Below are 22,933 nucleotides of genomic sequence, written 5' to 3' on the forward strand. Positions count from 1 at the left end.
AAGTACGACCTGTAAGGATTAAACAATTGTGACAAGTTATTTCGTACTTTTGTCATTTTTGTTGAAAATTAACGACACAGAATTAACACAGAATCGCTCACCTGTTGTCTGTGGGCCATCAGGAAAAACGTGACCTAAATGGCTATCACATGCAGTGCAACGGATCTCCACACGCTTCATTCCGTGACTTAGATCTTCTATATAGCGTACTGCTTCATCATTCACTGGGGCATCAAAGCTTGGCCAACCGCACCCAGAGTCATATTTGTTATCCGACAGAAACAAAGGGCTTTCACAGCACGTGCAGCTATAGACACCAGTGTTATGGTTGTGCAGTAACTTACCGCTATATGGGGCTTCAGTACCACGTTCACGGCATACAGCAAATTCGTCGTCCGTTAGGCGCTCACGCCAGTATTCATCAGGCTTTATCATATTTCCTCCCTTTTGAACCACGTTAATATCTCTCCACATTCTCTGTTATTATATTTACTTTTTTCTATAAAGGCTTGCATATCAGTCGTTTTGTAGCACATACTTTCTCACCAGGAAACATTGTACATATACACTCATAAGTGAATCATCATTTAGGGGTATTTTACCCAACTGGAAGGGTACAGAGCCACTTGCAATGGTCAATTTTCAACCACTTACGCCCAATTGTTAAGAAAAGCGTCGCTTTTTTTTGACATTAAACAAGTTAAGTCGGATTATCTATTGCAGATGTATACTGGATTCTGTAATTTTACTACCAGTTATCTTTAATCAGAAATTAAGTTGTGGAGCAACTACAATGACTATCAAAGTAGGTATTAACGGTTTTGGCCGTATCGGCCGTTTCGTATTCCGCGCAGCTCAAGAGCGTGCAGACATCGAAGTAGTAGGTATTAACGATCTAATCGACGTAGAGTACATGGCATACATGCTTAAGTACGACTCAACTCACGGCCGTTTCAACGGTACTGTTGAAGTTGAAGGCGGTAACCTAATCGTTAACGGTAAAACTGTACGTGTTACAGCTGAGCGTAACCCAGAAGATCTTAAGTGGGATGCTATCGAAGTAGACGTAGTTGCTGAAGCAACTGGTCTTTTCCTAACTGACGAGACTGCACGTAAGCACATCACTGCTGGCGCTAAGAAAGTAGTTCTTACTGGTCCTTCTAAAGATGCAACTCCAATGTTCGTAATGGGCGTTAACCAAGCATCTTACGCTGGTCAAGACATCGTTTCTAACGCTTCTTGTACTACTAACTGTCTTGCACCTATCGCTAAAGTACTTAACGATAAGTGGGGCATTGAGTCTGGTCTTATGACTACAGTTCACGCTACTACAGCAACTCAAAAAACTGTAGATGGCCCTTCTGCTAAAGACTGGCGCGGTGGCCGTGGTGCTTCTCAAAACATCATCCCATCTTCAACTGGTGCTGCTAAAGCTGTAGGCGTTGTTCTTCCAGAACTAAACGGCCTTCTAACTGGTATGGCTTTCCGTGTACCAACTGCTAACGTATCTGTAGTTGACCTAACTGTTAACCTAAAAGCATCTGCATCTTACGAAGAAATTTGTGCTGCAATGAAAGAAGCTTCTGAAGGCGAAATGGCTGGCGTTCTTGGTTACACTGAAGACCAAGTAGTATCACAAGATTTCATCGGTGAAGTTCAAACTTCAGTATTCGATGCTAAAGCTGGTGTTGCTCTAACTGACAAATTCGTTAAAGTTGTATCTTGGTACGACAACGAAATCGGTTACTCAAACAAAGTTCTTGACCTAATCGCTCACATCTCTAAGTAATTTCTTTTTAGAAATAGCTTTAGATAAGCGTTAGCGAAGACTGTTTTGAGCAGACTTTGAAAAAAGGCGACCTTAGTGTCGCCTTTTTAATACCCGCTATCTTTTAAACGGCTTCGCCCCCGATCACCAAAATGCCTTGGCTAGTCACACACTAAAACTGAAGCTCAACCTAAAACTTAAGTCAAAACGCAAAATTTAATTCCAATACTGGCTCTGCTTGTCACCCATAAAATCACAAGCACTGTTCTAGCCAGCATTTGAATTCAATTTCCTTAGAAGGATCATGTAATGGATTTGTCTACTCTACCTACACTGACAGTACTTTCTGACAACGTGACTATCGTTGAACACGAAGGTGTAAAATTGGTTCGCGTTATCCACGATAAAGCAAACGCAGCCATTTCATTGTTTGGAGGCCATGTGGTGTCATTCCAACCACAAGGTCAACAAGACCTTATTTGGATGAGCCAACAAGCTAAATTCGATGGAAAAACAGCCTTACGTGGTGGTATTCCAGTATGTTGGCCTTGGTTTGGTCGCATTGCAGCACCGGCACATGGCTTTGCACGTTCAAGCGAATGGCAATTAGTTGAGCACCGTGAAAGCGAAGCGGGTGTGATTGTAAGCCTAGGTCTAAAGCCGAATGAAGAAACTCTGGCAGTATGGCCGCATCAGTTCGATGCACGTTTAAATGTTGAGATTGGTGACCAACTAAAAGTAACTTTGGATGTGAAAAACACAGATTCACAACCATGGACTTTCTCTGGAGCACTGCACACTTACCTAAACGTTGGTGATATTCACAACACAACCACAACCGGTATGGGTGCTGAGTACATTGATAGCCTGCAAGGTGGCAAGATCTGCCAAGGTGGTTCTGAACTGGTACTAACCGACACGATTGACCGAGTTTACACGCAACCAGAAGCGCAAATCTTTGTTGCTGACAAAAATCTCGATCGCACACTAACAGTTGAGAACCACGGTCATAACTCTGCAGTATTGTGGAACCCGTGGGCGGAAGGCGCAACAGCTATGGGCGATATGCAAGACGACGGTTACCTAACCATGATGTGTGTAGAATCAACACTGCACGCACCAAGCCTAGAAGCAGGCAAAACGCTACAGCCTGGCGAAAGCCACCAGCTGATTACGGTGATTTCTTCAAACTAGGCCTCTAGCGAGTTCAATTAGACAAAAAATGCAGCTCATAAAGCTGCATTTTTTATTGCCCCTAACCTTACACGTACCGTCCAGTAATCAACGTCTTAACACAAGCCAGTAGTCCATCGCCTCTTCGTTTAAATCCACGCCACATGGTTCTCATCACTCTAGTTTATAAATATAACTATCAATTCATTAATTATTATCAATTACTGCCGATAAATAAGTACCTATGATAGAAAGCTCAATAACAAACTTCCTTAAAACCACTTAACAACACCTCAATGAAGACAGGATAGTGAATTCATGTTCGAGAAATACAAAAATCAAAGTGTTGGCTTCCAACTTAAGTTGGTCATTTTGCTGTGCTTGCTTATCGCCTTTGGTTCCATTGCAACACTCGTGTACCGCAATGCCTCACAGGTATTATTAGACAACACGTTAAAAGAACACCAATCCAAAGTAGAAGCGATGGCCAAAACCATCTCTGGTCAGTTTGATGCTTACCTGCATACCGCTAAAGTTTTAGAATCCACTTTTCGTAACGGCTACCTAGCAGGTGTTTATGTTGAAAGTTATGACGTTGAGTTCAACGGTCATTCTATTCCCAACATGACTCAGTATGGTGAGAGCCTAATCAATGACACCAAACTCGTCGATAGCTTTACTCGCGACACCGGCGCCGTAGCGACCCTATTTGCCCCATTTGGCGACGACTTTATTCGTGTCTCTACGTCTCTTAAAAAACCTTCAGGCGAACGAGTCGTTGCGACCACGCTAGGGAAAAATCATCCAGGCTATAGCAAGCTCAAAAATGGCCAGCCTTATTACTCTCAAGTTAAGCTCTTCGGTCAACGTTACATCACCTACTATGCGCCTTTGACCAATGCTCAAGGCAAAGTAAACGGTGTCTCTTTCATTGGTCTGCCAGTAGAAGAGGCGACTCAAAGCCTGTTTGAATCTCTACGCTCTGTTTCTTGGGGGGATACGGGATACACCATCATTGTTGATAATGAGAAAGAGCATCAAGGCCAGTACTTACTGCACCCAACTAACGTGGGCGGTGGTAAATCGATTGTTGATGTTGCTGACTATGACGGCAACAAACCTTTCTATCAGATCTTTGAACAGCCATCAGGTCTAATTCTATATCCATACAAGGTTAAAGAAACCGTTGGTGAGAAGTACCTTGTCTACACCGAAGTTCCTGGGTGGGATTGGAAACTGCTTGGCGGTACTTTTATCAAGGAAGTGACCAAGGGCAGTGATGAGTTACTCAAGCTCATCGCTATTATTGCTACCTTGATTGCTGCCACTACCATCGTCGCGTTAACCTTCGTGTTAAACCGTACACTGACGCCACTAACGACGTTAAACGAGTACATGCTGCGTTTAGGAAAAGGCGAAGTAAGCCTGCATATCCCAAACAATGGCAAGCAGACGAAAAACGAGATCAGCAACCTAAATACCGGCGTTGCGAACATGGCAGCTCAATTGAATACACTCGTGGGCGAGATACGTACGACCAGTGATCAAGTTCAGAATAGCTCAAGCAGTGTGTCACAAGATGCCAGCCACAACTTGAGTCAATCTGATCGCCAGCAAGCACAGGTTGAGCAAGTCGTTACGGCCATTGAAGAGATGGCCACCTCTGCAGAATCTGTAGCGCAGCAAGTGAACAGCATTGCTGAAAATGTTCGCCTTGCCAATGAAGACAGCCAGAAAGGTTTAGAAGTCGTTGAAGGTGTGTGTATTGATGTTGCCCAGCTGAATGATCAATTAGACAAGTCAGCATCGGCCATCGAACAAGTGAGTTCTGATAGCGAAAGCATTCAAACCGTCACTAAGATGATTGATGACATCGCAGAACAAACCAACTTACTTGCGTTGAACGCTGCGATAGAAGCAGCACGTGCGGGTGATCAGGGGCGTGGTTTTGCCGTTGTCGCTGACGAAGTAAGAACATTGGCTCATCGTACACAAACGTCAGTGCAAGACGTAGTGAGCATCATCGAGAAGTTGAAATCTTCCACTAACAATGCCGTGAACCTGATGACACAAAGCCAATCGAATGCCAACCAAGTACTCGATAAAGCGCAAGAAGCCGGTACGGCTCTAGAGTCGATTGCCTCTCAAGTTGAATCTATTGCTTCTCAAGCTGAAACCATCGCTGCGACATCAGAAGAGCAAGCTCAGGTTTCTCAAGAAATCGCCGCAAACGCACATGCGATCAGCGACCTCAACCAGCAGAGCCGTGAAACTAGCGCTAAGACCTCTCACAGTGCTGATGAACTTCAAAAACAAGCTGAGTCGTTAAAGAACCAAGTTAACTTCTTTAGCTAGAAGCCGAGTTCACTGTTTCTATCAGTGACTTGCTCATAACCAATAGAGCCAACCATACGTTGGCTCTATCTCTTCACTAACTGGCTCTACCTATTCACGGATTGCCGTTAGCCAAGACAGCTGCGTTTATTCTAGCGCCCCACTATGCTTCCTGTTAAAATTTTGGACTTGAAATTTCTACCTCGAGTTCGCAATGACTTACCAATGCCCTTTGTGTCACCAACCTTTATCTCAAAACGATCGTACGTTTAAGTGTGAAAAGAACCATCAGTTCGACCTAGCGAAAGAAGGCTATGTCAATTTGATGCCAGCACACCACAAACGCTCAAAAGATCCAGGTGACAACAAAGAGATGATGCAGGCTCGTCGCCGCTTCCTTGAAGGCAACCACTACGATCCGATGCGCCAAGCCGTTGTTGGTCTATGCGCTAGCTATCTGCCAGAAACAGCCCCTAGCCTATTAGATATAGGTTGTGGTGAAGGTTATTACACCAATGAAATTGCGGTAAACCTTCAAGAAAAGAATGGCGCTACTTTTGGTCTAGATATCTCTAAAATTGCTATCAAATATGCCGCTAAACGCTATCCAGCGGTCGACTTCTCAGTTGCATCAAGCCATCGCCTACCCTTTGCGGAAAATAGCTTAGACGGCATTCTACGCATTTACGCGCCTTGCAAGGCAGAAGAGCTGCAACGCACCATCAAAGACAATGGTGTGGTGATCACCGTGACACCTGCTAGCCGACACCTGTATCAGCTGCGTGATGCGATTTATGATGGCGTTCGTTTGCACGATGAAGATCCAGAGATGATCGAAGGTTTTACTCTTGAGCACCAAGAGCAACTAAACTATATGATGGAACTATCGGGGTCAGACGCATTCGACCTGCTACAGATGACGCCGTTTGCTTGGAAAGCGAGTGAAGAGTTTAAACAACAACTCACTGATTCAAAGCAATTCAACTGTGAAGCTGACTTTATGCTACGAGTGTACCGCAAACAACTTTAATTGATATTGATTATCGTTTGCATTGAAATCTCATCTTGCCTCCTTTAGTATGCGTGTTCTTCAAGGAGGCATTTCATGCAACGTATTATTCTTATCGGATTAGCTACCCTGCTTACAGCTTGTGCTAATCAACCTTCAAACAGCACTTCTCAAAACGTGGCTAACACGCAAACGCAAGCCGTTTCCACATTCTACGACTACCAATTCGCGTCTCCACAAGGCGAAGCGCTTTCTCTCAATGCATTACCTAAACAGCTGATTGACGCTGATGTGGTTCTTATTGGCGAATGGCACACTCACTCGGCAATCCATCGCTTCCAAACCGATTTCTTAAAAGCGCGCCGCAACGCCACATCAAACATCGCGCTTTCAATGGAACAATTCACTCGAGAGCATCAAGACACATTAAACCAATATCTAAATGATGAGATTGGCGAACAAGTTCTCATGTCTCAAGCGGCTGCTTGGCCAAATTACGAAAGTGATTACCGCGCGTTAGTGGAGTTCGCTAAAACCAACAACGTCGATATCATTGCGGCAAACGCACCAAAACCCTTTGTACAGTGTATCGGCCGTGAAGGATTATCCTATCTAGATCAGCTAACGACGGAACAACGTCAATGGATTGCTTCAGAAGTGGATACTGGCGATAGCCCTTATAAAGAAAAGTTCATGGCTTCGATGCATCACGGAACACCAGAGCAAACAGAAAAACAGTTTGCGGCTCAAGTCACATGGGACGAAACCATGGCAGAGTCGATTGTTGATTACCTCGCATCAAACCCAGACCAACAAGTGATTCATGTGGCCGGTAAGTTCCACACCGAAGGTGGTTTAGGTACGGCAGCATCGATTCTACGTCGTAACCCTGATTTGAAAATTGCCATCATCAGCCCAGTTGAAGCGATCTCATCGGATAGCAGTGACTATCAGCTTGAAGTTCTCTCGCCACCGGCTCGCTTTGTTAAGAAAGAGAACCGAATGAAGGCATACAAGCACCTATCTAAGCGCGGATCCGATCTCAAGTGCGACTAAACTCGCTATCCAGACTTAATCTTGTTCAAGTTTAGGTCTGGCATAAGTCTAACAAACTAAAAGCTTGTTCAATGGCGCCCTAAGATAAATATTGATATCGGCATAGGAATTGCTTAATTACCAAGCAGTTTTGATGAAGCAGACGAAGATATATTGTGCGAATAAAAAAACATCACCACGGTGATTAAATGCACAAGTTTTTCACACCTCTGCCGATACTATATTTAAGGATAGGTAAGGAGAGCGATATGACGCCAGTAGGAACGAGTAACACTCAGCTGTATTCACCTTCGCAAATGAACGCACAAGCTAAAAGCATTGAAGCTGACAAGCCTGCACCTCTTAAGGTTGAGCAAAATACCGTTAAGCTTTCCGATGAGGGCAAAGCCCTATTATCTGCCCTTAAAGAAATCGATAAAGAAGCCAAGAAAGTCGAAGCTGAAAACGCGACCGTTACTGATAAGGTTGAGTCATTTGCTCACGGCGCATTAGGTATGGATCACCCAGATAAGATTGAAGAAGAGGACGATGGTTCTTATTCAGCAGGGCAATACTTATCCGCAGCGGCAACGGTTGGTGGCATTCTTCTCGCTCTTATATAACCTTACTTTCCTTTACGACATTCCTTTCACCGCACCACGTGCATTGTTTGCACAGCACTGCTTACATTGTCCCTATTGCTCTGAGCCTCTTTCATTGCAAAAAATCGATTTGTCGTCACGACAACAGACCTGATTTGTCCTAAAAAACGAGTTCACGACATAATTCCGCTCTCATTTTAATGGAATAATACTCGTGAAAAACTCTTTTGCGCTTATTGATAAGCCAACCTTTTTTGGTGCGATAGCACTCCTACTCACGATCATCTTCCCGCTGATTATGTTCCCGACGCAAGGAGCAGACTGGATCGCGGTCGCTAAAACCTTTATGACAGACCAACTTGGTTTCTTGTACCTAGCGCTTGGACTCGCAGCTTGTGCCTTCATGGTTTACGTTGTGTTCAGTGATATGGGACAAATTAAACTGGGTGAAGCCGATGAAGAACCTGAATTTAAAACCGCTTCATGGGCAGCAATGCTTTTCTGTGGTGGTATCGGGGCAAGTATCTTGTACTGGGGCTGTATCGAGTGGGCTTACTACTACCAATCACCTCCTTTTCAACTAGAACCCGGCAGTGAAGAAGCCGTTCGTTGGGCTGCGACCTATGGTTTATTCCACTGGGGTCCAATTGCTTGGTCTATCTACCTAATCCCTGCTATTCCAATTGCCTACTTTTTCTATGTACGTAAACAACCTGTACTAAAAATTTCTAGCGCATTAATGCCAGTATTGGGTGAACACCATAGCCGCGGCGTTGCAGGTAAAGTTGTAGATATCCTATTCATCTTTGGTCTATTAGGTGGCGCAGCAACAACGTTAGGTTTAGCAGCACCTCTTATTACTGAAGGTCTTAACCACTTATTCGGCCTACCAAAAAATAACGTCACTCAAGTTATGGTGCTTTTGGTTTGTACTGCGATATTCGCATACTCATCGTATGCGGGTTTGGAAAAAGGCATCAAGATCCTCAGTAACATCAACTTCTGGGGCGCAATGGGCTTATTGATATTCGTCCTAATCGCTGGCCCAACGATTTTCATGCTTGAAACGGGTCTAGACTCGATTGGTCGCCTATTGTCTAACTTCTTCGTGATGGCAACGTGGGCTGAACCATTCGGCGGCTATGGTACGTTCGAAAATACCCATTTCCCACAAGATTGGACCATTTTCTACTGGGCATGGTGGCTAGTTTTTGCACCAAGCATGGGCCTGTTTGTTGCGCGTATCTCTCGCGGCAGAACCATTAAACAAATGGTGTCAGGCTCTATCTTCTTTGGTTCATTAGGTTGTTTCTTATTCTTCATGATCTTAGGTAACTACGGTTTATCCCTACAGTTATCTGGTGAGCTAGATGTCGTTGCAATCCTAAACGAAGAAGGCGCAACCAAAGCTATCTTCTCGATGCTGGCACAACTGCCAATGAGCACGTTAGTGATCGCCGTATTTACACTGTTGTGTATTATTTTTACTGCGACAACCTTTGACTCTATCTCTTACATTTTGGCTTCTGTGGTTCAGAACAACGTGACCGAAGAGCCAATGCGTTGGAACCGTATGTTCTGGGCATTCACACTGTCGTTCTTACCAACGATTCTGATGTTCTTGGGCGGCCTAAGCACGCTTCAAACCGCTGCGATTGTTGGTGGCTTACCGCTACTGGCTATCTCTGTGATGTTGATGATCTCAGCCGTTCGTGCAACGAGCCTCGATTTACGTCACCAAGAGAGTTACATCGAGCCGACGATTAACATCGAAGAGCTGCCAGACATGGATCCATGGTCGGCAGAAGGGATGGCATTGGCACAGTTCGAGAAAGAGAAAGACGCAGCACAAGAAGCTGCAGAACTTGAACGTGAAGCTTATAAAGCCCTTGCTGATGTGAAGAAAGAAATCCGCGCTTATGTTCTTGAACAGGGTGCACAAATGGAAACACATGAGCTTCCTGAAAACCTACAACAAGCACTTGAGCAGGCTGAAAACAACCTAAGCACAGCTCAAGCGAAAAAAGTTGAGTTATCAGAGCAAGCTCAGAAAGCTCGAGTCGCGTTCAATCAGGTGGTTGCAGAACTGCCACTTGCTTGACATTAGCCATGACACAGTCCATTTATTTGGACTCTCCTAAATACGACAAAGGCTCACAGAAATGTGAGCCTTTTTTTATACTTTTCTAAAAACTTGAGTTATTGCTCAATTTCATATTGATGAAACAAATATGAAACGACTTTGACACAAATCGGTGTTCTAATCATCCCGCTTATATAAAAAGGGATAACTAATGAAGCACTTTATGAAACCAATTGTTACCGCAGTGGTAACCTCTACACTCTCATTCAACGTACTTTCAGCAGAAATCAAAAATGTCATTCTGATGATCGGCGACGGCATGGGACCTCAGCAAGTTGGCTTATTGGAAACCTACGCAAACCAAGCGCCAAATTCCATCTATAAAGGGAACAAGACGGCCATTTATCAACTTGCTCAAGAAGGGGTTATTGGTTCATCCCTAACGCATCCGGAAGACGCAATCGTAGTGGATTCAGCTTGCTCTGCGACCATGCTTGCAACGGGTATCTACAGCGGTTCAGAAGTGATCGGTATCGATTCCCAGGGTAACCATGTTGAGACAGTACTTGAGAAAGCGAAAAAAGCAGGCAAAGCGACCGGCTTAGTTTCCGACACGCGCTTAACTCACGCGACCCCTGCTTCTTTCGCCGCTCACCAACCTCACCGTTCTTTAGAGAATCAAATTGCATCTGATATGTTAGCAACGGGCGCTGATGTGATGCTCTCAGGAGGGCTACGTCATTGGATCCCTAAATCGACCAACGACAAAGGTGAAACCTATAAGCAACTTGAGAAACTGACTCAAGGTGATGTTTATCTCAAATCGAAGCGTAAAGACGACCGTAACCTGCTGACTGAAGCAGAGACAGACGGCTACCAACTGGCGTTTAATCGCAACATGCTAGACGATGCTAAGGGCGATAAACTACTTGGCCTATTCGCCTACTCTGGCATGGATGATGGCATCGCTTACAGCAACAAGAAAAAGAGTGGCGAACGAACTCAGCCAAGCCTGAAAGAGATGACACAAAAAGCGCTCAACATCCTATCCAAAGATGAAGATGGCTTTTTCCTAATGGTCGAAGGTGGCCAAATCGACTGGGCGGGACACAGTAACGATGCAGGCACCATGCTGCATGAACTGCTCAAGTTTGATGAAGCGATCCAAACGGTGTATGAATGGGCAAAAGATCGTGAAGATACGATCGTGATTGTGACCGCAGACCACGAAACAGGCTCTTTCGGTTTCAGCTACTCTTCTAACAACCTACCAAAACCACAGAAACGTTCTGGCGAAGCCTTTGCTGATCGCGACTATGCACCCAACTTTAACTTTGGTGCATTCGATATTCTTGATGGTTTATACAATCAGAAGCAAAGCTACTACGGCATGATCAGCGAATTTCAGAAGCTAGATAAAGCGCTGCAAACACCTGAAAAACTGGCTGAGATCGTCAACAAGAATAGTGAGTTCCCTATTACAGCGGAACAAGCGAAAAACGTATTAGCCAGTAAGCCGAACCCATACCGATTGGCTCAGCACAAATACTTGTCGGCAGAAGAAGTGCCTGCTATCAACGATTTCGATGCTTTCTTCCCTTATAACGACCGTGGCAACCTGCTTGCTCGCGAACAAGCAACCGGTCAAAACATCGTTTGGGGTACAGGTACACACACTCACACACCAGTGAACGTGTTTGCTTGGGGCCCTGCTGAAAAGATACTGCCAGTTTCGAAAATCATGCACCACTCAGAACTGGGTGAGTACATTAAACAACAAGTAAACTAGCCTGAATCTTTTTTGCTCGTTTAACTTTAGCGCCCTTCGGGGCGTTTTTTGTTTTAAGCTTTTAAGCCTTTAAGCTAAGTGAGTAAGTGAGTAAGTGAGTTTTAAGTTTAGGCGACGCCAAATAGCAAAACAGCCGCTAAAGAGCGGCTGTTTTTATAATACTTAGCGATTCGGATGATTCAAGATGTGGTCTTCCCAATCGACAACATCGATTTCGTATACCACTTTGTTACGAACACTTTCACCTGCAGCATGCATCTCTGATTTAGAACCCGTAATCAATGGGTGCCACTCAGGGATCGGCTTAGATTCAGATAGAAGACGGTAAGCACAAGTATCTGGTAGCCAATGGAATTCATGAATCTTGTCACGAGTCAGCTTCAAACACTCTTCACCTGAAGTGAAGCGGTTCGGGTAGTCTTTACAAGAACATGTTTTGTCGTTTAACCAGCTGCACGCCACGTTGGTGTAGTAAACTTCATCGCTATCTTCATCCATTAGTTTATGCAGGCAACACTTACCACAACCGTCACACAGTGATTCCCACTCGTTCTCGGTCATTTGCTCTAGTGTCTTTTCTTGCCAAAATGGATTCGTCATAGGATTACTTCTTACTCTTTTACTGGGGTGCGTGTTATACCGCTAGCCCATAAAAAGTTCAAGGATAATAATTGTTCATTCTTTGATTCAATCAACAGCTGTCACTCTCATCATTTTTTGCTACTATCGCGCACCCTGTTATTTAGTGAGTTTAATTTGATGGAATGTCGCCTAGGTTGTGGAGCTTGTTGTATCGCTCCAAGTATTACATCTGCTATTCCTGGAATGCCTAATGGTAAGCCTGCTGGCGTACGCTGCATTCAATTAAATGAGCAAGATCTATGCAAATTATTTGGTCAACCTTCACGCCCGAAGGTATGTCACCAGTTCAAAGCCTGCCCTATCATCTGTGGTAAAACAGACCAAGAAGCGCTTGATAACCTTATTGAGCTCGAAGCAATAACCTAACAATACTTTTCTTCTTATATATGCCCAAGATTTCACAACTTTGATAGATCTAAACTATCTTATTGATACTGGTAAAGATTAATAAGGATAGTTATGAATAAGTATATCGCAGAAATGTTCGGTACGTTTTGGTTGGTGTTAGGTGGTTGTGGTAGTGCCGTCTTAGCCGCGGCTTTCCCTGATGTGGGAATTGGTCTACTCGGAGTTTCCCTTGCCTTTGGTTTAACCGTACTCACCATGGCTTTTGCTATTGGCCATATATCCGGTTGCCACCTTAACCCTGCTGTCACCATCGGTCTATGGAGTGGTGGTCGCTTTGATGGCAAAGATGTTGCGCCTTATATTATTGCCCAAGTGATTGGCGGTATTATCGCGGGCGGCGTACTATTTGTGATTGCTTCAGGCCAAGCAGGCTTTGACGCTGCGGCATCTGGCTTTGCTTCCAATGGTTACGGTGAACACTCACCGGGTGGCTATTCGCTAACCGCAGCACTCGTGTGTGAAGTAGTAATGACTATGGTGTTCCTATTCGTGATCATGGGGGCAACCGATTCGAAAGCACCGGCTGGATTTGCACCTATCGCGATTGGTCTTTGTTTAACCTTGATCCACCTTATCAGTATCCCCGTCACTAATACCTCTGTGAACCCTGCTCGAAGTACTGGTGTAGCCGTATTTGTTGGGGACTGGGCTGTTTCACAATTATGGCTATTCTGGATTGCACCGATTATTGGTGCCGTGATTGGCGCTGCGATTTACAAAGCCGTGCGTGGCTCTGATTAATTGTTTGAAAAGGTTTTAGAGTAGACGCGTTTCAGAATAGAGCTTTATAACAAAAAGAAAAAGCCGCTTAGTGATGATTCACCAAGCGGCTTTTTTAGATCTTATGACGACCGAGTAAGGAGTGCGAAAGCGTGGTGCCATCCACCAGCTCTAGCTCACCACCGACGGGAACACCATGGGCGATACGGCTAGCGTTCACTTCATGGGCATTACATAGCTCAGCAATGTAATGCGCTGTTGCTTCCCCTTCTACTGTCGGGTTAGTCGCTAGAATTACTTCAGTGATATCACCACGACGTAAACGGTAATCCAAGACATCGAGACCGATATCACTTGGACCGATACCATCAAGTGGTGAAAGATGCCCCATAAGCACAAAGTAACGACCTGAATATTGACCAGTTGCTTCAATGGCTGCAATGTCTGCAGGGCTCTCTACTACACAAATTTGACCATTTTCCTGACGTTTAGGATTGGTGCAAATGTGGCAAGTATCTTCTTCAGTAAAAGTACGGCACTCATTACAATGACCAATTTCGGTCATTGCTTGGCTAAGAGCTTCAGCCAACTGTAGGCCGCCTTTTCTATCGCGCTGTAACAAATGAAAGGCCATACGCTGCGCCGACTTGGGGCCAACCCCAGGTAGACAACGTAAGGCCTCCATCAAATGCTCCAGCATATGACTGGTACGCATATTTAACCGTTCTAACTTTAAATAACGGCTTATTCAAGAACAAGCCGTTGGAAGAGACAAGTCTCTTATAAATAAGTCGCTTAGAAAGGCATTTTCATACCTGGTGGAAGTTGCATCCCACCAGTTACGCCAGCCATTTTCTCTTTTTGAGTCTCTTCAACACGACGAGCTGCATCGTTGAAAGCGGCTGCGATAAGATCTTCAAGCATCTCTTTATCGTCTTCCATTAGGCTTTCATCGATATCAACGCGACGAACACTGTGACTACCAGTAATCGTAATTTTTACAAGGCCAGCACCTGACTCACCTGTAACTTCCATATTTGCGATTTCTTCTTGAAGCTTTTGCATGCGTTCTTGCATTTGCTGGGCTTGCTTCATCATGTTGCCCATACCGCCTTTACCAAACATGTTATTACTCTCTGGTCTAATTGGTTTATTAAAATCATTTAAGCTACTAAGGGCTTAAATGGGGGTTAAAACACTGTGATTCAACCCCACGAGTTCAGTTCTCTGATTTGCTTTCCAAGGATGATATGTCCATCACTAAATGAAAGGCATATCGATATTGGAGGAACACTATATTGGACGAACGCTGTCTCTATCCAACTCGGCAGCAAAACGTCTTTCGATAAACTGTACGTTGGCATCGTTTTCCAAACTGGTAAACGCGTCTTTCAACTTGCTTTGATACAATCTTTCTCGCAGTTCTAGCGGCGTTTCTCCACCATCACCAATTTCGACACTCAAATGACACTCTTCTCCAAGCACAGTATTGAGAGACTGTAATAGCTCACTCTGTGCACGGTCCGTATTCAAGTGAGCCTGGCTCGCCCTTAACGTTAAGGTGATTGATGTGTCAATCTTAGTAAATACTGAGTTCAATGCTAACTGTTCAACAAGCTTGGCTGTTTCTAGCTTTTGAATCGTGGCGGACCATTCATCTTGAACAATCGACTCTTGAAGCAATTTATCGACCATTTCTGGTGTCTTAATATGCTCTAACGCACGCTTGATCTGAGTAGGTGTAAGCTCTTTGCTCACCTCTTTCACTACAGGTTTAGACGGTTTCCAGCGATAAGGTTCATTATCGTTGGTCACATTTTCTGTCGAAGAGGCGGTTAAAGAAGCTGGCGACACCCGCTCAGAACCACCGTGTTGCTGAGCAACTCGGTCAAGAACTGAAGTTTTAGCTGGTGTCGCTTTAGCCTTTTTTGGCGCCGAACCTTTGTTTTCTGTTGCTGCACCACCTCTACGTTGAGAACGCAATTGGTGACGTAAACCACTCACAGGCGAAGTTGCACGCGCTGGTTGCTCTTGCGAAGCAGAAGAAACAGGTGGAACAGAAGGTGCAACGGGAGCAACATTTGGCTGCTCTTGATTCTGATAATTAGCTTGCTGAGTCATGGGACTCATCGGCTGCTCTGTGCCGTAGCTTGGACGCTCATCATAAGCAGGTGGCGCGTCATACTGACTGTGCGGGTAATCCTGTTCTGGATAACCTTGGTTGCCTGAATGATCAGCGTAACCTTGCGAATCTGAATATTGGTTCTGATTCTGCGGCGGTTGCTGTTGCACAGGCTGCTGCACAGGAGCTTGCTGAGGCACTTGAGGCTGCGAAGCCGCAGGAGCTTGAACTGACTGTCTCGGAGCGGCCATTGGCGCAGCTTGACTCACTGGCTGAGCAACATTCTGAACCTGGTTCTGAACCGGATTCTGAGCTGCAGGAGCAGGCGCTGGGCTAGTCGACTCAGTCGAGATAGCCGTAGCAACAGTTTGTTCAGCAGGTCTGAATGCCAACATACGCAGAACCACCATCTCGATACCAACGCGAGCGGTTGGCGATAATGGCAAGTCTTGACGCCCTTTCAGCACTATCTGGTAGTAGAGTTGGATGTCTTGAGGGCTTAACGCTTTGCTCAGCAGTTCTAGCCTTTCAGCATCAGGCTGAGCCTTGTCTAAAGTCGACGGCAGAGCTTGATACATCGCCAAACGGTGTAATTGAGTCGCAAGTTGACTCAGCAATCCATCCCACTCAACGCCATTTTCAGCAAGAGCTTGAATGCAAGCCATCGCTAATTGTGGTTGTTTACTGCTAATCGCTTCAAGTAGGTGAATCGCTTGGTCTGTATCCAGCGTACCAAGCATGTGAGCAACAGTGTCTGTCACTACATTGCCATTACCTAATGCGATAGCTTGGTCTGTTAGGCTAAGAGCGTCACGCATACTGCCATCAGCGGCATGAGCAATCATTCCAAGCGCACGAGATTCAGACGTCACATTTTCTTGTTCAAGAATATGATCGAGTTGCTCGTGGATATTATCAACGCTAATCGGCTTAAGGTGGAATTGCAGACAACGCGACAATATAGTCACAGGAAGCTTTTGCGGATCCGTCGTTGCGAGCAAGAACTTCACATACTCAGGCGGCTCTTCTAAGGTCTTTAGAAGCGCGTTAAAGCTGTGCCTAGACAGCATGTGTACTTCATCGATTAGGTAAACCTTGAAGCGACCACGTGCAGGCTTGTACTGAACATTGTCCAGAAGCTCGCGGGTATCTTCTACCTTAGTACGTGAGGCAGCATCGATCTCGAGCAGGTCAACAAAACGACCTTCATCGATCTCTTTACAGGTTGCACACTCACCACAAGGGGTTGCAGTAATGCCTGTTTCACAGTTGAGTCCCTTAGCAAATAAACGGCCGATGGTCGTTTTACCGACACCTCGTGTACCGCTGAATAGGTAAGCGTGATGCAACCTATTTTGGCTAAGGGCATTCTCTAATGCTGTTAAAACATGGGCTTGACCAACCACTTCTTTGAATTTGGTTGGTCGCCATTTTCGCGCTAACGCAAGATAGCTCATGAATAATTCCGAAAAGGATTAGTGACCGTCGAATTCGCAGATGCTAAACACTTCTAGACCTAAGCCTTGTAAGCGCTTGTCACCACCGATTTCTGGAAGGTTAATAACAAATGCAGCGTGTTCTACCACACCACCAAGCTGACGAATCAGCTTTGTTGTCGCTTCAATCGTACCGCCTGTTGCTAGCAAGTCATCAACCATCAGCACTTTATCGCCTTCGACGATAGCATCGGTATGGATTTCTAGCGTATCAGTGCCGTACTCAAGTTCATAAGATTGTGCCACAGTTTGACGAGGCAACTTGCCCGGTTTACGAACAGGGATGAAGCCGACACCTAGCTCAAGAGCAAGAGGCGCACCAAATAGGAAACCACGAGCTTCAGTACCAACGATCTTAGTAAAGCCCATGCCCTTGTATGTGTCCACTAACAGGTCGATTGTCGCTTTGTAAGCGGCAGGATCTTCCATCAAGCTTGTTACGTCACGGAACAAAATACCCGCTTTAGGGTAATCAGGAATGCTTTTGATGCTTGCTTTGATCAGAGAGATTTTTTCTGTGTTCATAATCTTATGCACTTCATTAGGCCGCTTTCCAAACTCTCGTTAACGAATCAAACATCAACGCTCGGAATTAAGGAAAGGTACGATTGGTATTCATTGCAACGAGAGTCATAACTCTGATTGCTGAAATAATAAACGCCCGCTATACAAGCAGGCACACTGGCTTAATGGTAGTGATTTTCTTTGCTGTCAGCAACCAACTCATGGGTTGGAAGTCGCATAAACCATGTGAGAAGAATAACAAGTACACAAATTAGGAAAACCTTGACCCAAATGATCGGGGCAAAGTAGATCGATAACGCAAAACTCAACAAGATAAAGAACACGCCACGCGTTTTAACTTGTTTGGTCACAGCACCGTGTTGATACCAATTGTTCAATAACGGGCCGAGCGTTTTATGCTCATGCATCCATTTGTGAACTTTGGGGTTGCTTCGCATGAAACATGCACTGGCAAGAAGGAGAAAAGGCGTGGTTGGCAGAACGGGTAAAACGATCCCTAGAACTGCAAGAATGATACAAAGGCCACCAGCAATATTGAGGCTTAAAACTCGAACGCTAATTGTGGCCTCCTTGAGTTAGCTATCACCAATCGGCGACGATAGCTTAACTAGAATGTTGCGTAACCATTGAATACTCGGATCAACGTAAGAGTTGCTGGTAGTAATGGAATCGCTAAAAATGCGGCTAAAAATCCTAAAAAATAGAATACATTAAACGGGTCTTGAAAGTCTTTGTTATCTGCCATGATTGCTTCTTGTTTTTGTTAGTAAAGGTAAGTATCTGGCGAACCAAACCCGCTTTGCTAAATCGACATTTAACAAAAAAGGCATAGCCACACCATTTGCGCAACTATACCTTAATCAATTATTCACAAAAACCGAGGAAATATAGGGTTAATCAGTGGACCCTTGGTGTATGTCTAAACTAAAACTGGCCGATCCAAGCAGGCTCAATGATAGCTGGCAGCCTTGTTCAATCGGAAGATCCCGCGTAATGAAGTTCTTCTTACAGTTCTCACCCAAGCGCTCGCCCGCCGCAATATGTTGATTCAACTCGCCATTCGACCATTGTCCATCTAAACCCGCAGGTAGAATAGAGATAGTTCCAACAGCAAGATCAGCAACACCAAACAAAGCATTCACAGGGGTCGAACATTTAGAGCAACGAATCCCCTTCTCCAAAATTTCCGCAATATCTTTGAGATCAACGTTAAAATCTTTTCTATTTCTGATGTAATCGTGGAATAACGCTCTCACCAACAATGTGGCCGCTGAGCCGCCGTTATCAGAAGACGACGAATCGACGAGGTAGAAAGCAAACTGCCCGTTCATCATCCACGCATAATCAAACACAAGCGGCATCATTTCTGTTGATTGCAGTAAACGGTAACTGCAACGCCATGAGCCTTGTCGTGTATCTTTCTCTGGAAGCAGCGCGTGCAATAAGTCTCTTGCAGCACTCGGGTTATCTTGCAGGTAGTTGAGATGCCAATGCAGTTCTTGGTCTTCAGGGATCTCGCCACCGTCATCAACGCAGAACCATTGGCTTGAAAAATCTCGTTGGTCTGAAATGTTATCGAACGAATCTGTCAATGTATTCGCAATCGCACTTCCTAAGTGACCGTGATCCTCTAGAGGTTTCGCTAAAAAGTCTTTGATACCAAATCGTAATGCTTTCGCCACATCAGACATATCATCGGTGCCAGACACGACGATCATAGGCAGTGACGGATACTCTAAACTGAGCTCCTCTACAAGCTCAATCCCATCCAGTATCGGCATTGATAAGTCACACACAATTAAATCTGGCGCTGAGTCTCTAAGTTTTTGCAGAGCGTCCAGCCCATTTTCAGCCTCAACCACTTTATAACCAATCTTGTCTAAGTACGCGCTGGTTATCCGGCGAAAAATAGGATCATCATCAACCAACATAACGCATTTTTGATTGAGAACTTCCTGAGCCGAGGTCATAACTGGCTGACTGTGAGTTTTGTACATAATCTCTAACCTCACAAAACTAAGTCGAATTATTATTGTTATCTGTTCTAAGAACTAATATAAAACTTAGTAATAAAATACTAAATACACAAATGTTCACTCTTTACTGGTAATTCGTGACAAGGGTTGGAATACTGGTAAATAGTGCAACGAGTTGACGTAACGCAAACATTGATCTCAATATTACGTATAAATTAGATGAGATTGTAAACAAATGTGTCTGGATTTATGAAATTAGATGATTTAAACCTCTTTCGACTTGTCGTTGAAAATGGGAGCTACACCGCAACATCGCGCAAGACTATGATTCCGGTTGCGACCATTACACGACGCATCCAAGCCTTAGAAGACTCTTTGAACCTAAGGCTTCTCAATAGACACGCGCGTAAACTCTCTTTAACAGAGGCTGGCGAACGTTTTTTCAATGAATGCTCACCGTTACTACAACGTCTATCTTCTACTGCAGAAGAACTCACTGACGTGTGTAAGGGTGCTTCAGGGAAGATTCGCATTACCGCCCCCTCAAACCTGACCAAGCGCATGATGATGCCGATGTTCAGTGAATTCATGACTCAATACCCTGATATCAATATTGAGCTGATGATGAACAACCAAGCTGATCAGCTTGATCCAACCGAGTGGGATGTCATTTTCAGAGTCGGCCCGCAGCGTGATTCAAGCTTAATCGCAAGAAAGATCAGTGAAGTGAAGGATATTCTTATCGCGAGTCCTGATTACTTAGCGAAGAACCCGGCACCAAGTCATGCAGAAGAGCTCGCGAATCATTCGCTACTTAAAGGCTATCCGCTGATTAAGTGGCAGCTGAGTAATTCGAATGAAGAGACGGTCGTGAATAGCGAGAAAGGTCGTTTCAATGCGAATGCGCTTAATGTCGTAAGACAAGCCTGTTCAGAAGGCCTAGGTATCACCCTAATGCCTGACGTGATGATCCGTGAATACATTGAAGATGGCAGCTTAGTGCAAGTCTTAGAAGACTGGAGTGCTAACCCTCGTGATATTTACATGCTTTATAACCACAAAGACCACCTGCCAGAGAAGGTTAGATTGTTTATCGATTTTGTGATCGCATACCACATTCACTAAGATTCAATCCCCTTCCCCCGCAAACAAAAAAACCAGAGCCGATGCTCTGGTTTTTTATTACTCATTTTTTATGAGTACGCTAAGCGCCTTCGTTATGTAACTCTAGGTTCGCGAGATCTTGTTGGATCTCACGCTCAACCTTTGAATCGTCATTACGTAAAGAGTCTAGGAAATCTAGGTACGCTTGGTCGATATCGCCCGTTACATACTCGCCGTTGAATACGGATGTATCAAAACGAGAGATGTCTTGATTACCCATACCTACTGCAGAGATTAAGTCTGGTAGCGTTTGGAAAATCAAAGCATCGGCACCAATCTGCTTACAAATCGTTTCGTTGTCACGGCCATGAGCAATAAGCTCCGTCGCGCTTGGCATATCGATGCCGTAAACGTTCGGGAAACGAACCTCAGGAGCAGCAGAAACCATGAAGACTTTGCTTGCGCCAGAATCACGAGCCATCTCAATGATCTGCTCTGATGTCGTGCCACGAACAATAGAATCATCAACCAATAGAACGTTCTTACCTTTAAACTCAGAACGAATTGCGTTGAGCTTACGGCGAACCGACTTCTTACGCTGTTGCTGACCAGGCATGATAAACGTGCGGCCAACATAGCGGTTTTTCACGAAACCTTGACGATATGGCTTATTGATCGCTTGAGCAATTCGTAGAGCAATATCATTCGATGTTTCAGGGATTGGAATTACCACGTCAATGTCTAGGTCTGCGTACTCTTCTTTAATACGCTTGCCTAACATCTCACCCATCTCAACGCGTGCGCTGTAAACCGAAATTTTATCGATGAATGAATCAGGACGAGCAAAATAAACAAACTCGAAAATACATGGGTTTAGTTGTGGGTTATCTGCGCATTGTTTAGTGAAAAGCTCACCATTGAATGTTGCGTAGATAGCTTCACCAGGGGCAACATCGCGCATAAAATCAAAACCAACAGCGTCTAACGCTACCGATTCAGACGCAACCATGTACTCTGTTTTACCGTTAATTTCACGCTTACCAAGACACAGTGGACGAATACCATGTGGGTCACGGAATGCGATCATACCGTGGCCGATGATCATCGCTGTCACTGCGTAAGCACCACGAATAGTACGGTGCACGTTTGCAACGGCGCGGAACACATCTTCTGAAGTCACATTACCTTTAACAGTATCGATTTCATGAGCCAATACGTTCAGTAGAACTTCAGAATCAGAGGTTGTGTTGACATGACGACGGTCTTTTTCGAACAACTTCTCACGAACTTCACTTGCATTCGTTAGGTTGCCGTTGTGCGCCAACGTGATACCAAAAGGAGAGTTTACGTAGAAAGGCTGCGCTTCAGAAGCACTCGAGCTTCCCGCTGTAGGATAACGAACATGACCAATACCCACGTTACCTTGGAGGCGTTGCATGTGTTTTGCTTCAAAAACATCTTTAACTAAACCGTTCGCCTTACGCAGACGGAAACGATTGCTTTCTATGGTACAAATACCAGCGGCATCTTGGCCACGATGCTGCAATACCGTTAAAGCGTCATAAATAGACTGGTTTACAGGTGTTGAACCCACGATTCCAACAATACCACACATGTCCTAATCCTCGATTTTCGACATTAACTGGCGCTAAAGCGCGCCAGATAAGAAACTAGATGTTGCTTGTAAATGCTCAAAGAACGGCGCAATGATTCGGCTAAACTCCGGAACCAACTGCGAATTCTCCCACCACTCAGAACTTGGGAATGCAGTAAACGCATCCATGAAAAACAACACTGCTGAGACAATCAGAACACCACGTAAGCCGCCAAAGACGACACCGAGGATTCTGTCTGTACCCGACAGGCCTGTTTTCTGAACTAGCTGACCGATGACATAGTTAACTAAGGCACCGACAACTAACGTTGCAACAAATAATGCTGCTATCGCAGTTCCGTTTCGAAACATCTCATCTTCGATATTGGTGAAGTACATGGCTAATTTAGCGTAGTACTGGCTAGCAATAAAAAATGCTCCAAACCAAATAACAAGTGATAACGCTTCTTTAGCGAAACCGCGAACTAAACTGATCACGGCAGAGAAGCCGATCACGCCTAAAATGACAAAATCTAACCAATTCATGAATTCT

22 protein-coding genes are annotated in these 22,933 nt (G+C 44.8%); 11 read left to right on the plus strand and 11 right to left on the minus strand.

Annotation, left to right across the window (positions count from 1 at the left end; all coding sequences use genetic code 11):
• Positions 1-36: 36 nt before the first annotated feature.
• Positions 37-474, minus strand: coding sequence for a peptide-methionine (R)-S-oxide reductase MsrB (gene msrB / locus OCU90_RS12460; RefSeq protein WP_017079511.1), 438 nt, complete (start codon positions 472-474; stop codon positions 37-39).
• Positions 475-793: 319 nt separating this feature from the next.
• Here msrB and gap point away from each other — a divergent pair, with 319 nt between their 5' ends.
• The 8 genes from gap to OCU90_RS12500 all read left to right on the plus strand — a co-directional run bounded on the left by gap (position 794) and on the right by OCU90_RS12500 (position 11,793).
• Positions 794-1,789, plus strand: coding sequence for a type I glyceraldehyde-3-phosphate dehydrogenase (gene gap, locus OCU90_RS12465; protein ID WP_026012234.1), 996 nt, complete (start codon positions 794-796; stop codon positions 1,787-1,789).
• A gap of 288 nt (positions 1,790-2,077) precedes the next feature.
• On the plus strand, positions 2,078-2,962 hold the full coding sequence (locus OCU90_RS12470) for a D-hexose-6-phosphate mutarotase (RefSeq protein ID WP_017084061.1): 885 nt from the start codon (positions 2,078-2,080) through the stop codon (positions 2,960-2,962).
• A gap of 297 nt (positions 2,963-3,259) precedes the next feature.
• A complete protein-coding gene (locus OCU90_RS12475; protein ID WP_061024397.1) occupies positions 3,260-5,296 on the plus strand; it encodes a methyl-accepting chemotaxis protein in 2,037 nt (678 codons plus the stop codon).
• A 193-nt stretch (positions 5,297-5,489) separates the two neighbouring features.
• A complete protein-coding gene (gene rlmA, locus OCU90_RS12480) occupies positions 5,490-6,305 on the plus strand; it encodes a 23S rRNA (guanine(745)-N(1))-methyltransferase (RefSeq protein ID WP_017085075.1) in 816 nt (271 codons plus the stop codon).
• 75 nt (positions 6,306-6,380) lie between these two features.
• Positions 6,381-7,340 carry a ChaN family lipoprotein gene (locus tag OCU90_RS12485; protein ID WP_061024398.1) on the plus strand — a complete coding sequence of 320 codons (960 nt, stop codon included), beginning with the start codon at positions 6,381-6,383 and terminating at the stop codon, positions 7,338-7,340.
• A gap of 248 nt (positions 7,341-7,588) precedes the next feature.
• A complete protein-coding gene (locus OCU90_RS12490; RefSeq protein WP_004734101.1) occupies positions 7,589-7,942 on the plus strand; it encodes a hypothetical protein in 354 nt (117 codons plus the stop codon).
• A 193-nt stretch (positions 7,943-8,135) separates the two neighbouring features.
• Positions 8,136-10,022, plus strand: coding sequence for a BCCT family transporter (locus tag OCU90_RS12495; RefSeq protein ID WP_017079506.1), 1,887 nt, complete (start codon positions 8,136-8,138; stop codon positions 10,020-10,022).
• 193 nt (positions 10,023-10,215) lie between these two features.
• Positions 10,216-11,793, plus strand: coding sequence for an alkaline phosphatase (locus OCU90_RS12500; RefSeq protein ID WP_017067179.1), 1,578 nt, complete (start codon positions 10,216-10,218; stop codon positions 11,791-11,793).
• A gap of 162 nt (positions 11,794-11,955) precedes the next feature.
• Here OCU90_RS12500 and OCU90_RS12505 read toward each other — a convergent pair whose 3' ends face one another.
• Positions 11,956-12,393, minus strand: a complete 438-nt coding sequence (locus tag OCU90_RS12505; RefSeq protein ID WP_017067609.1) for a YcgN family cysteine cluster protein — start codon at positions 12,391-12,393, stop codon at positions 11,956-11,958.
• Between the two features lie 159 nt (positions 12,394-12,552).
• Here OCU90_RS12505 and OCU90_RS12510 point away from each other — a divergent pair, with 159 nt between their 5' ends.
• Both OCU90_RS12510 and aqpZ read left to right on the plus strand, forming a co-directional pair.
• Positions 12,553-12,801, plus strand: coding sequence for a YkgJ family cysteine cluster protein (locus OCU90_RS12510; RefSeq protein ID WP_004734153.1), 249 nt, complete (start codon positions 12,553-12,555; stop codon positions 12,799-12,801).
• A 93-nt stretch (positions 12,802-12,894) separates the two neighbouring features.
• On the plus strand, positions 12,895-13,584 hold the full coding sequence (aqpZ, locus tag OCU90_RS12515) for an aquaporin Z (RefSeq protein WP_017084067.1): 690 nt from the start codon (positions 12,895-12,897) through the stop codon (positions 13,582-13,584).
• Positions 13,585-13,678: 94 nt separating this feature from the next.
• On the opposite strand, the gene recR is transcribed toward aqpZ, so the two are convergent.
• The 7 genes from recR to OCU90_RS12550 all read right to left on the minus strand — a co-directional run bounded on the left by recR (position 13,679) and on the right by OCU90_RS12550 (position 19,703).
• A complete protein-coding gene (gene recR / locus OCU90_RS12520; RefSeq protein ID WP_017079504.1) occupies positions 13,679-14,278 on the minus strand; it encodes a recombination mediator RecR in 600 nt (199 codons plus the stop codon).
• An 80-nt stretch (positions 14,279-14,358) separates the two neighbouring features.
• The gene (locus OCU90_RS12525) at positions 14,359-14,688 is read right to left on the minus strand and encodes a YbaB/EbfC family nucleoid-associated protein (protein WP_004734156.1); all 330 of its coding nucleotides are present in this window, start codon (positions 14,686-14,688) and stop codon (positions 14,359-14,361) included.
• 168 nt (positions 14,689-14,856) lie between these two features.
• Positions 14,857-17,142 (minus strand): DNA polymerase III subunit gamma/tau, encoded by a 2,286-nt coding sequence (gene dnaX, locus OCU90_RS12530; RefSeq protein ID WP_061024400.1) that lies wholly within the window; start codon positions 17,140-17,142, stop codon positions 14,857-14,859.
• An 18-nt stretch (positions 17,143-17,160) separates the two neighbouring features.
• Positions 17,161-17,706 (minus strand): adenine phosphoribosyltransferase, encoded by a 546-nt coding sequence (apt, locus tag OCU90_RS12535; RefSeq protein ID WP_004734171.1) that lies wholly within the window; start codon positions 17,704-17,706, stop codon positions 17,161-17,163.
• Positions 17,707-17,867: 161 nt separating this feature from the next.
• The gene (locus OCU90_RS12540) at positions 17,868-18,239 is read right to left on the minus strand and encodes a YbaN family protein (protein ID WP_029222189.1); all 372 of its coding nucleotides are present in this window, start codon (positions 18,237-18,239) and stop codon (positions 17,868-17,870) included.
• 74 nt (positions 18,240-18,313) lie between these two features.
• Complete coding sequence (locus OCU90_RS12545) at positions 18,314-18,451, minus strand: hypothetical protein (RefSeq protein ID WP_004734169.1); 138 nt, start codon at positions 18,449-18,451, stop codon at positions 18,314-18,316.
• 148 nt (positions 18,452-18,599) lie between these two features.
• Positions 18,600-19,703, minus strand: coding sequence for a response regulator (locus OCU90_RS12550; protein ID WP_004734168.1), 1,104 nt, complete (start codon positions 19,701-19,703; stop codon positions 18,600-18,602).
• 228 nt (positions 19,704-19,931) lie between these two features.
• Here OCU90_RS12550 and OCU90_RS12555 point away from each other — a divergent pair, with 228 nt between their 5' ends.
• Positions 19,932-20,807, plus strand: coding sequence for a LysR family transcriptional regulator (locus OCU90_RS12555; protein WP_004734167.1), 876 nt, complete (start codon positions 19,932-19,934; stop codon positions 20,805-20,807).
• A 79-nt stretch (positions 20,808-20,886) separates the two neighbouring features.
• Here OCU90_RS12555 and purF read toward each other — a convergent pair whose 3' ends face one another.
• Both purF and OCU90_RS12565 read right to left on the minus strand, forming a co-directional pair.
• The gene (purF, locus tag OCU90_RS12560) at positions 20,887-22,401 is read right to left on the minus strand and encodes an amidophosphoribosyltransferase (RefSeq protein ID WP_004734166.1); all 1,515 of its coding nucleotides are present in this window, start codon (positions 22,399-22,401) and stop codon (positions 20,887-20,889) included.
• 33 nt (positions 22,402-22,434) lie between these two features.
• Positions 22,435-22,926, minus strand: a complete 492-nt coding sequence (locus tag OCU90_RS12565) for a CvpA family protein (RefSeq protein ID WP_004734165.1) — start codon at positions 22,924-22,926, stop codon at positions 22,435-22,437.
• Positions 22,927-22,933: the final 7 nt, after the last annotated feature.

The organism is Vibrio splendidus (assembly GCF_024347615.1).
In the GTDB taxonomy this organism is placed as follows: Bacteria; Pseudomonadota; Gammaproteobacteria; order Enterobacterales; family Vibrionaceae; genus Vibrio; species Vibrio splendidus.

Excerpts from the sequence above, each read along its gene's own strand:
- OCU90_RS12475 (WP_061024397.1), top strand. The coding sequence starts at position 3,260 with ATGTTCGAGAAATACAAAAATCAAAGTGTTGGCTTCCAACTTAAGTTG.
- aqpZ (WP_017084067.1), top strand. The coding sequence starts at position 12,895 with ATGAATAAGTATATCGCAGAAATGTTCGGTACGTTTTGGTTGGTGTTA.
- gap (WP_026012234.1), top strand. The coding sequence starts at position 794 with ATGACTATCAAAGTAGGTATTAACGGTTTTGGCCGTATCGGCCGTTTC.
- OCU90_RS12470 (WP_017084061.1), top strand. The coding sequence starts at position 2,078 with ATGGATTTGTCTACTCTACCTACACTGACAGTACTTTCTGACAACGTG.
- apt (WP_004734171.1), bottom strand. The coding sequence starts at position 17,706 with ATGAACACAGAAAAAATCTCTCTGATCAAAGCAAGCATCAAAAGCATT.
- recR (WP_017079504.1), bottom strand. The coding sequence starts at position 14,278 with ATGCGTACCAGTCATATGCTGGAGCATTTGATGGAGGCCTTACGTTGT.
- OCU90_RS12565 (WP_004734165.1), bottom strand. The coding sequence starts at position 22,926 with ATGAATTGGTTAGATTTTGTCATTTTAGGCGTGATCGGCTTCTCTGCC.
- OCU90_RS12550 (WP_004734168.1), bottom strand. The coding sequence starts at position 19,703 with ATGTACAAAACTCACAGTCAGCCAGTTATGACCTCGGCTCAGGAAGTT.
- OCU90_RS12525 (WP_004734156.1), bottom strand. The coding sequence starts at position 14,688 with ATGTTTGGTAAAGGCGGTATGGGCAACATGATGAAGCAAGCCCAGCAA.
- OCU90_RS12545 (WP_004734169.1), bottom strand. The coding sequence starts at position 18,451 with ATGGCAGATAACAAAGACTTTCAAGACCCGTTTAATGTATTCTATTTT.
- OCU90_RS12505 (WP_017067609.1), bottom strand. The coding sequence starts at position 12,393 with ATGACGAATCCATTTTGGCAAGAAAAGACACTAGAGCAAATGACCGAG.
- OCU90_RS12490 (WP_004734101.1), top strand. The coding sequence starts at position 7,589 with ATGACGCCAGTAGGAACGAGTAACACTCAGCTGTATTCACCTTCGCAA.
- purF (WP_004734166.1), bottom strand. The coding sequence starts at position 22,401 with ATGTGTGGTATTGTTGGAATCGTGGGTTCAACACCTGTAAACCAGTCT.
- dnaX (WP_061024400.1), bottom strand. The coding sequence starts at position 17,142 with ATGAGCTATCTTGCGTTAGCGCGAAAATGGCGACCAACCAAATTCAAA.
- OCU90_RS12485 (WP_061024398.1), top strand. The coding sequence starts at position 6,381 with ATGCAACGTATTATTCTTATCGGATTAGCTACCCTGCTTACAGCTTGT.
- OCU90_RS12510 (WP_004734153.1), top strand. The coding sequence starts at position 12,553 with ATGGAATGTCGCCTAGGTTGTGGAGCTTGTTGTATCGCTCCAAGTATT.
- rlmA (WP_017085075.1), top strand. The coding sequence starts at position 5,490 with ATGACTTACCAATGCCCTTTGTGTCACCAACCTTTATCTCAAAACGAT.
- OCU90_RS12500 (WP_017067179.1), top strand. The coding sequence starts at position 10,216 with ATGAAGCACTTTATGAAACCAATTGTTACCGCAGTGGTAACCTCTACA.
- msrB (WP_017079511.1), bottom strand. The coding sequence starts at position 474 with ATGTGGAGAGATATTAACGTGGTTCAAAAGGGAGGAAATATGATAAAG.
- OCU90_RS12555 (WP_004734167.1), top strand. The coding sequence starts at position 19,932 with ATGAAATTAGATGATTTAAACCTCTTTCGACTTGTCGTTGAAAATGGG.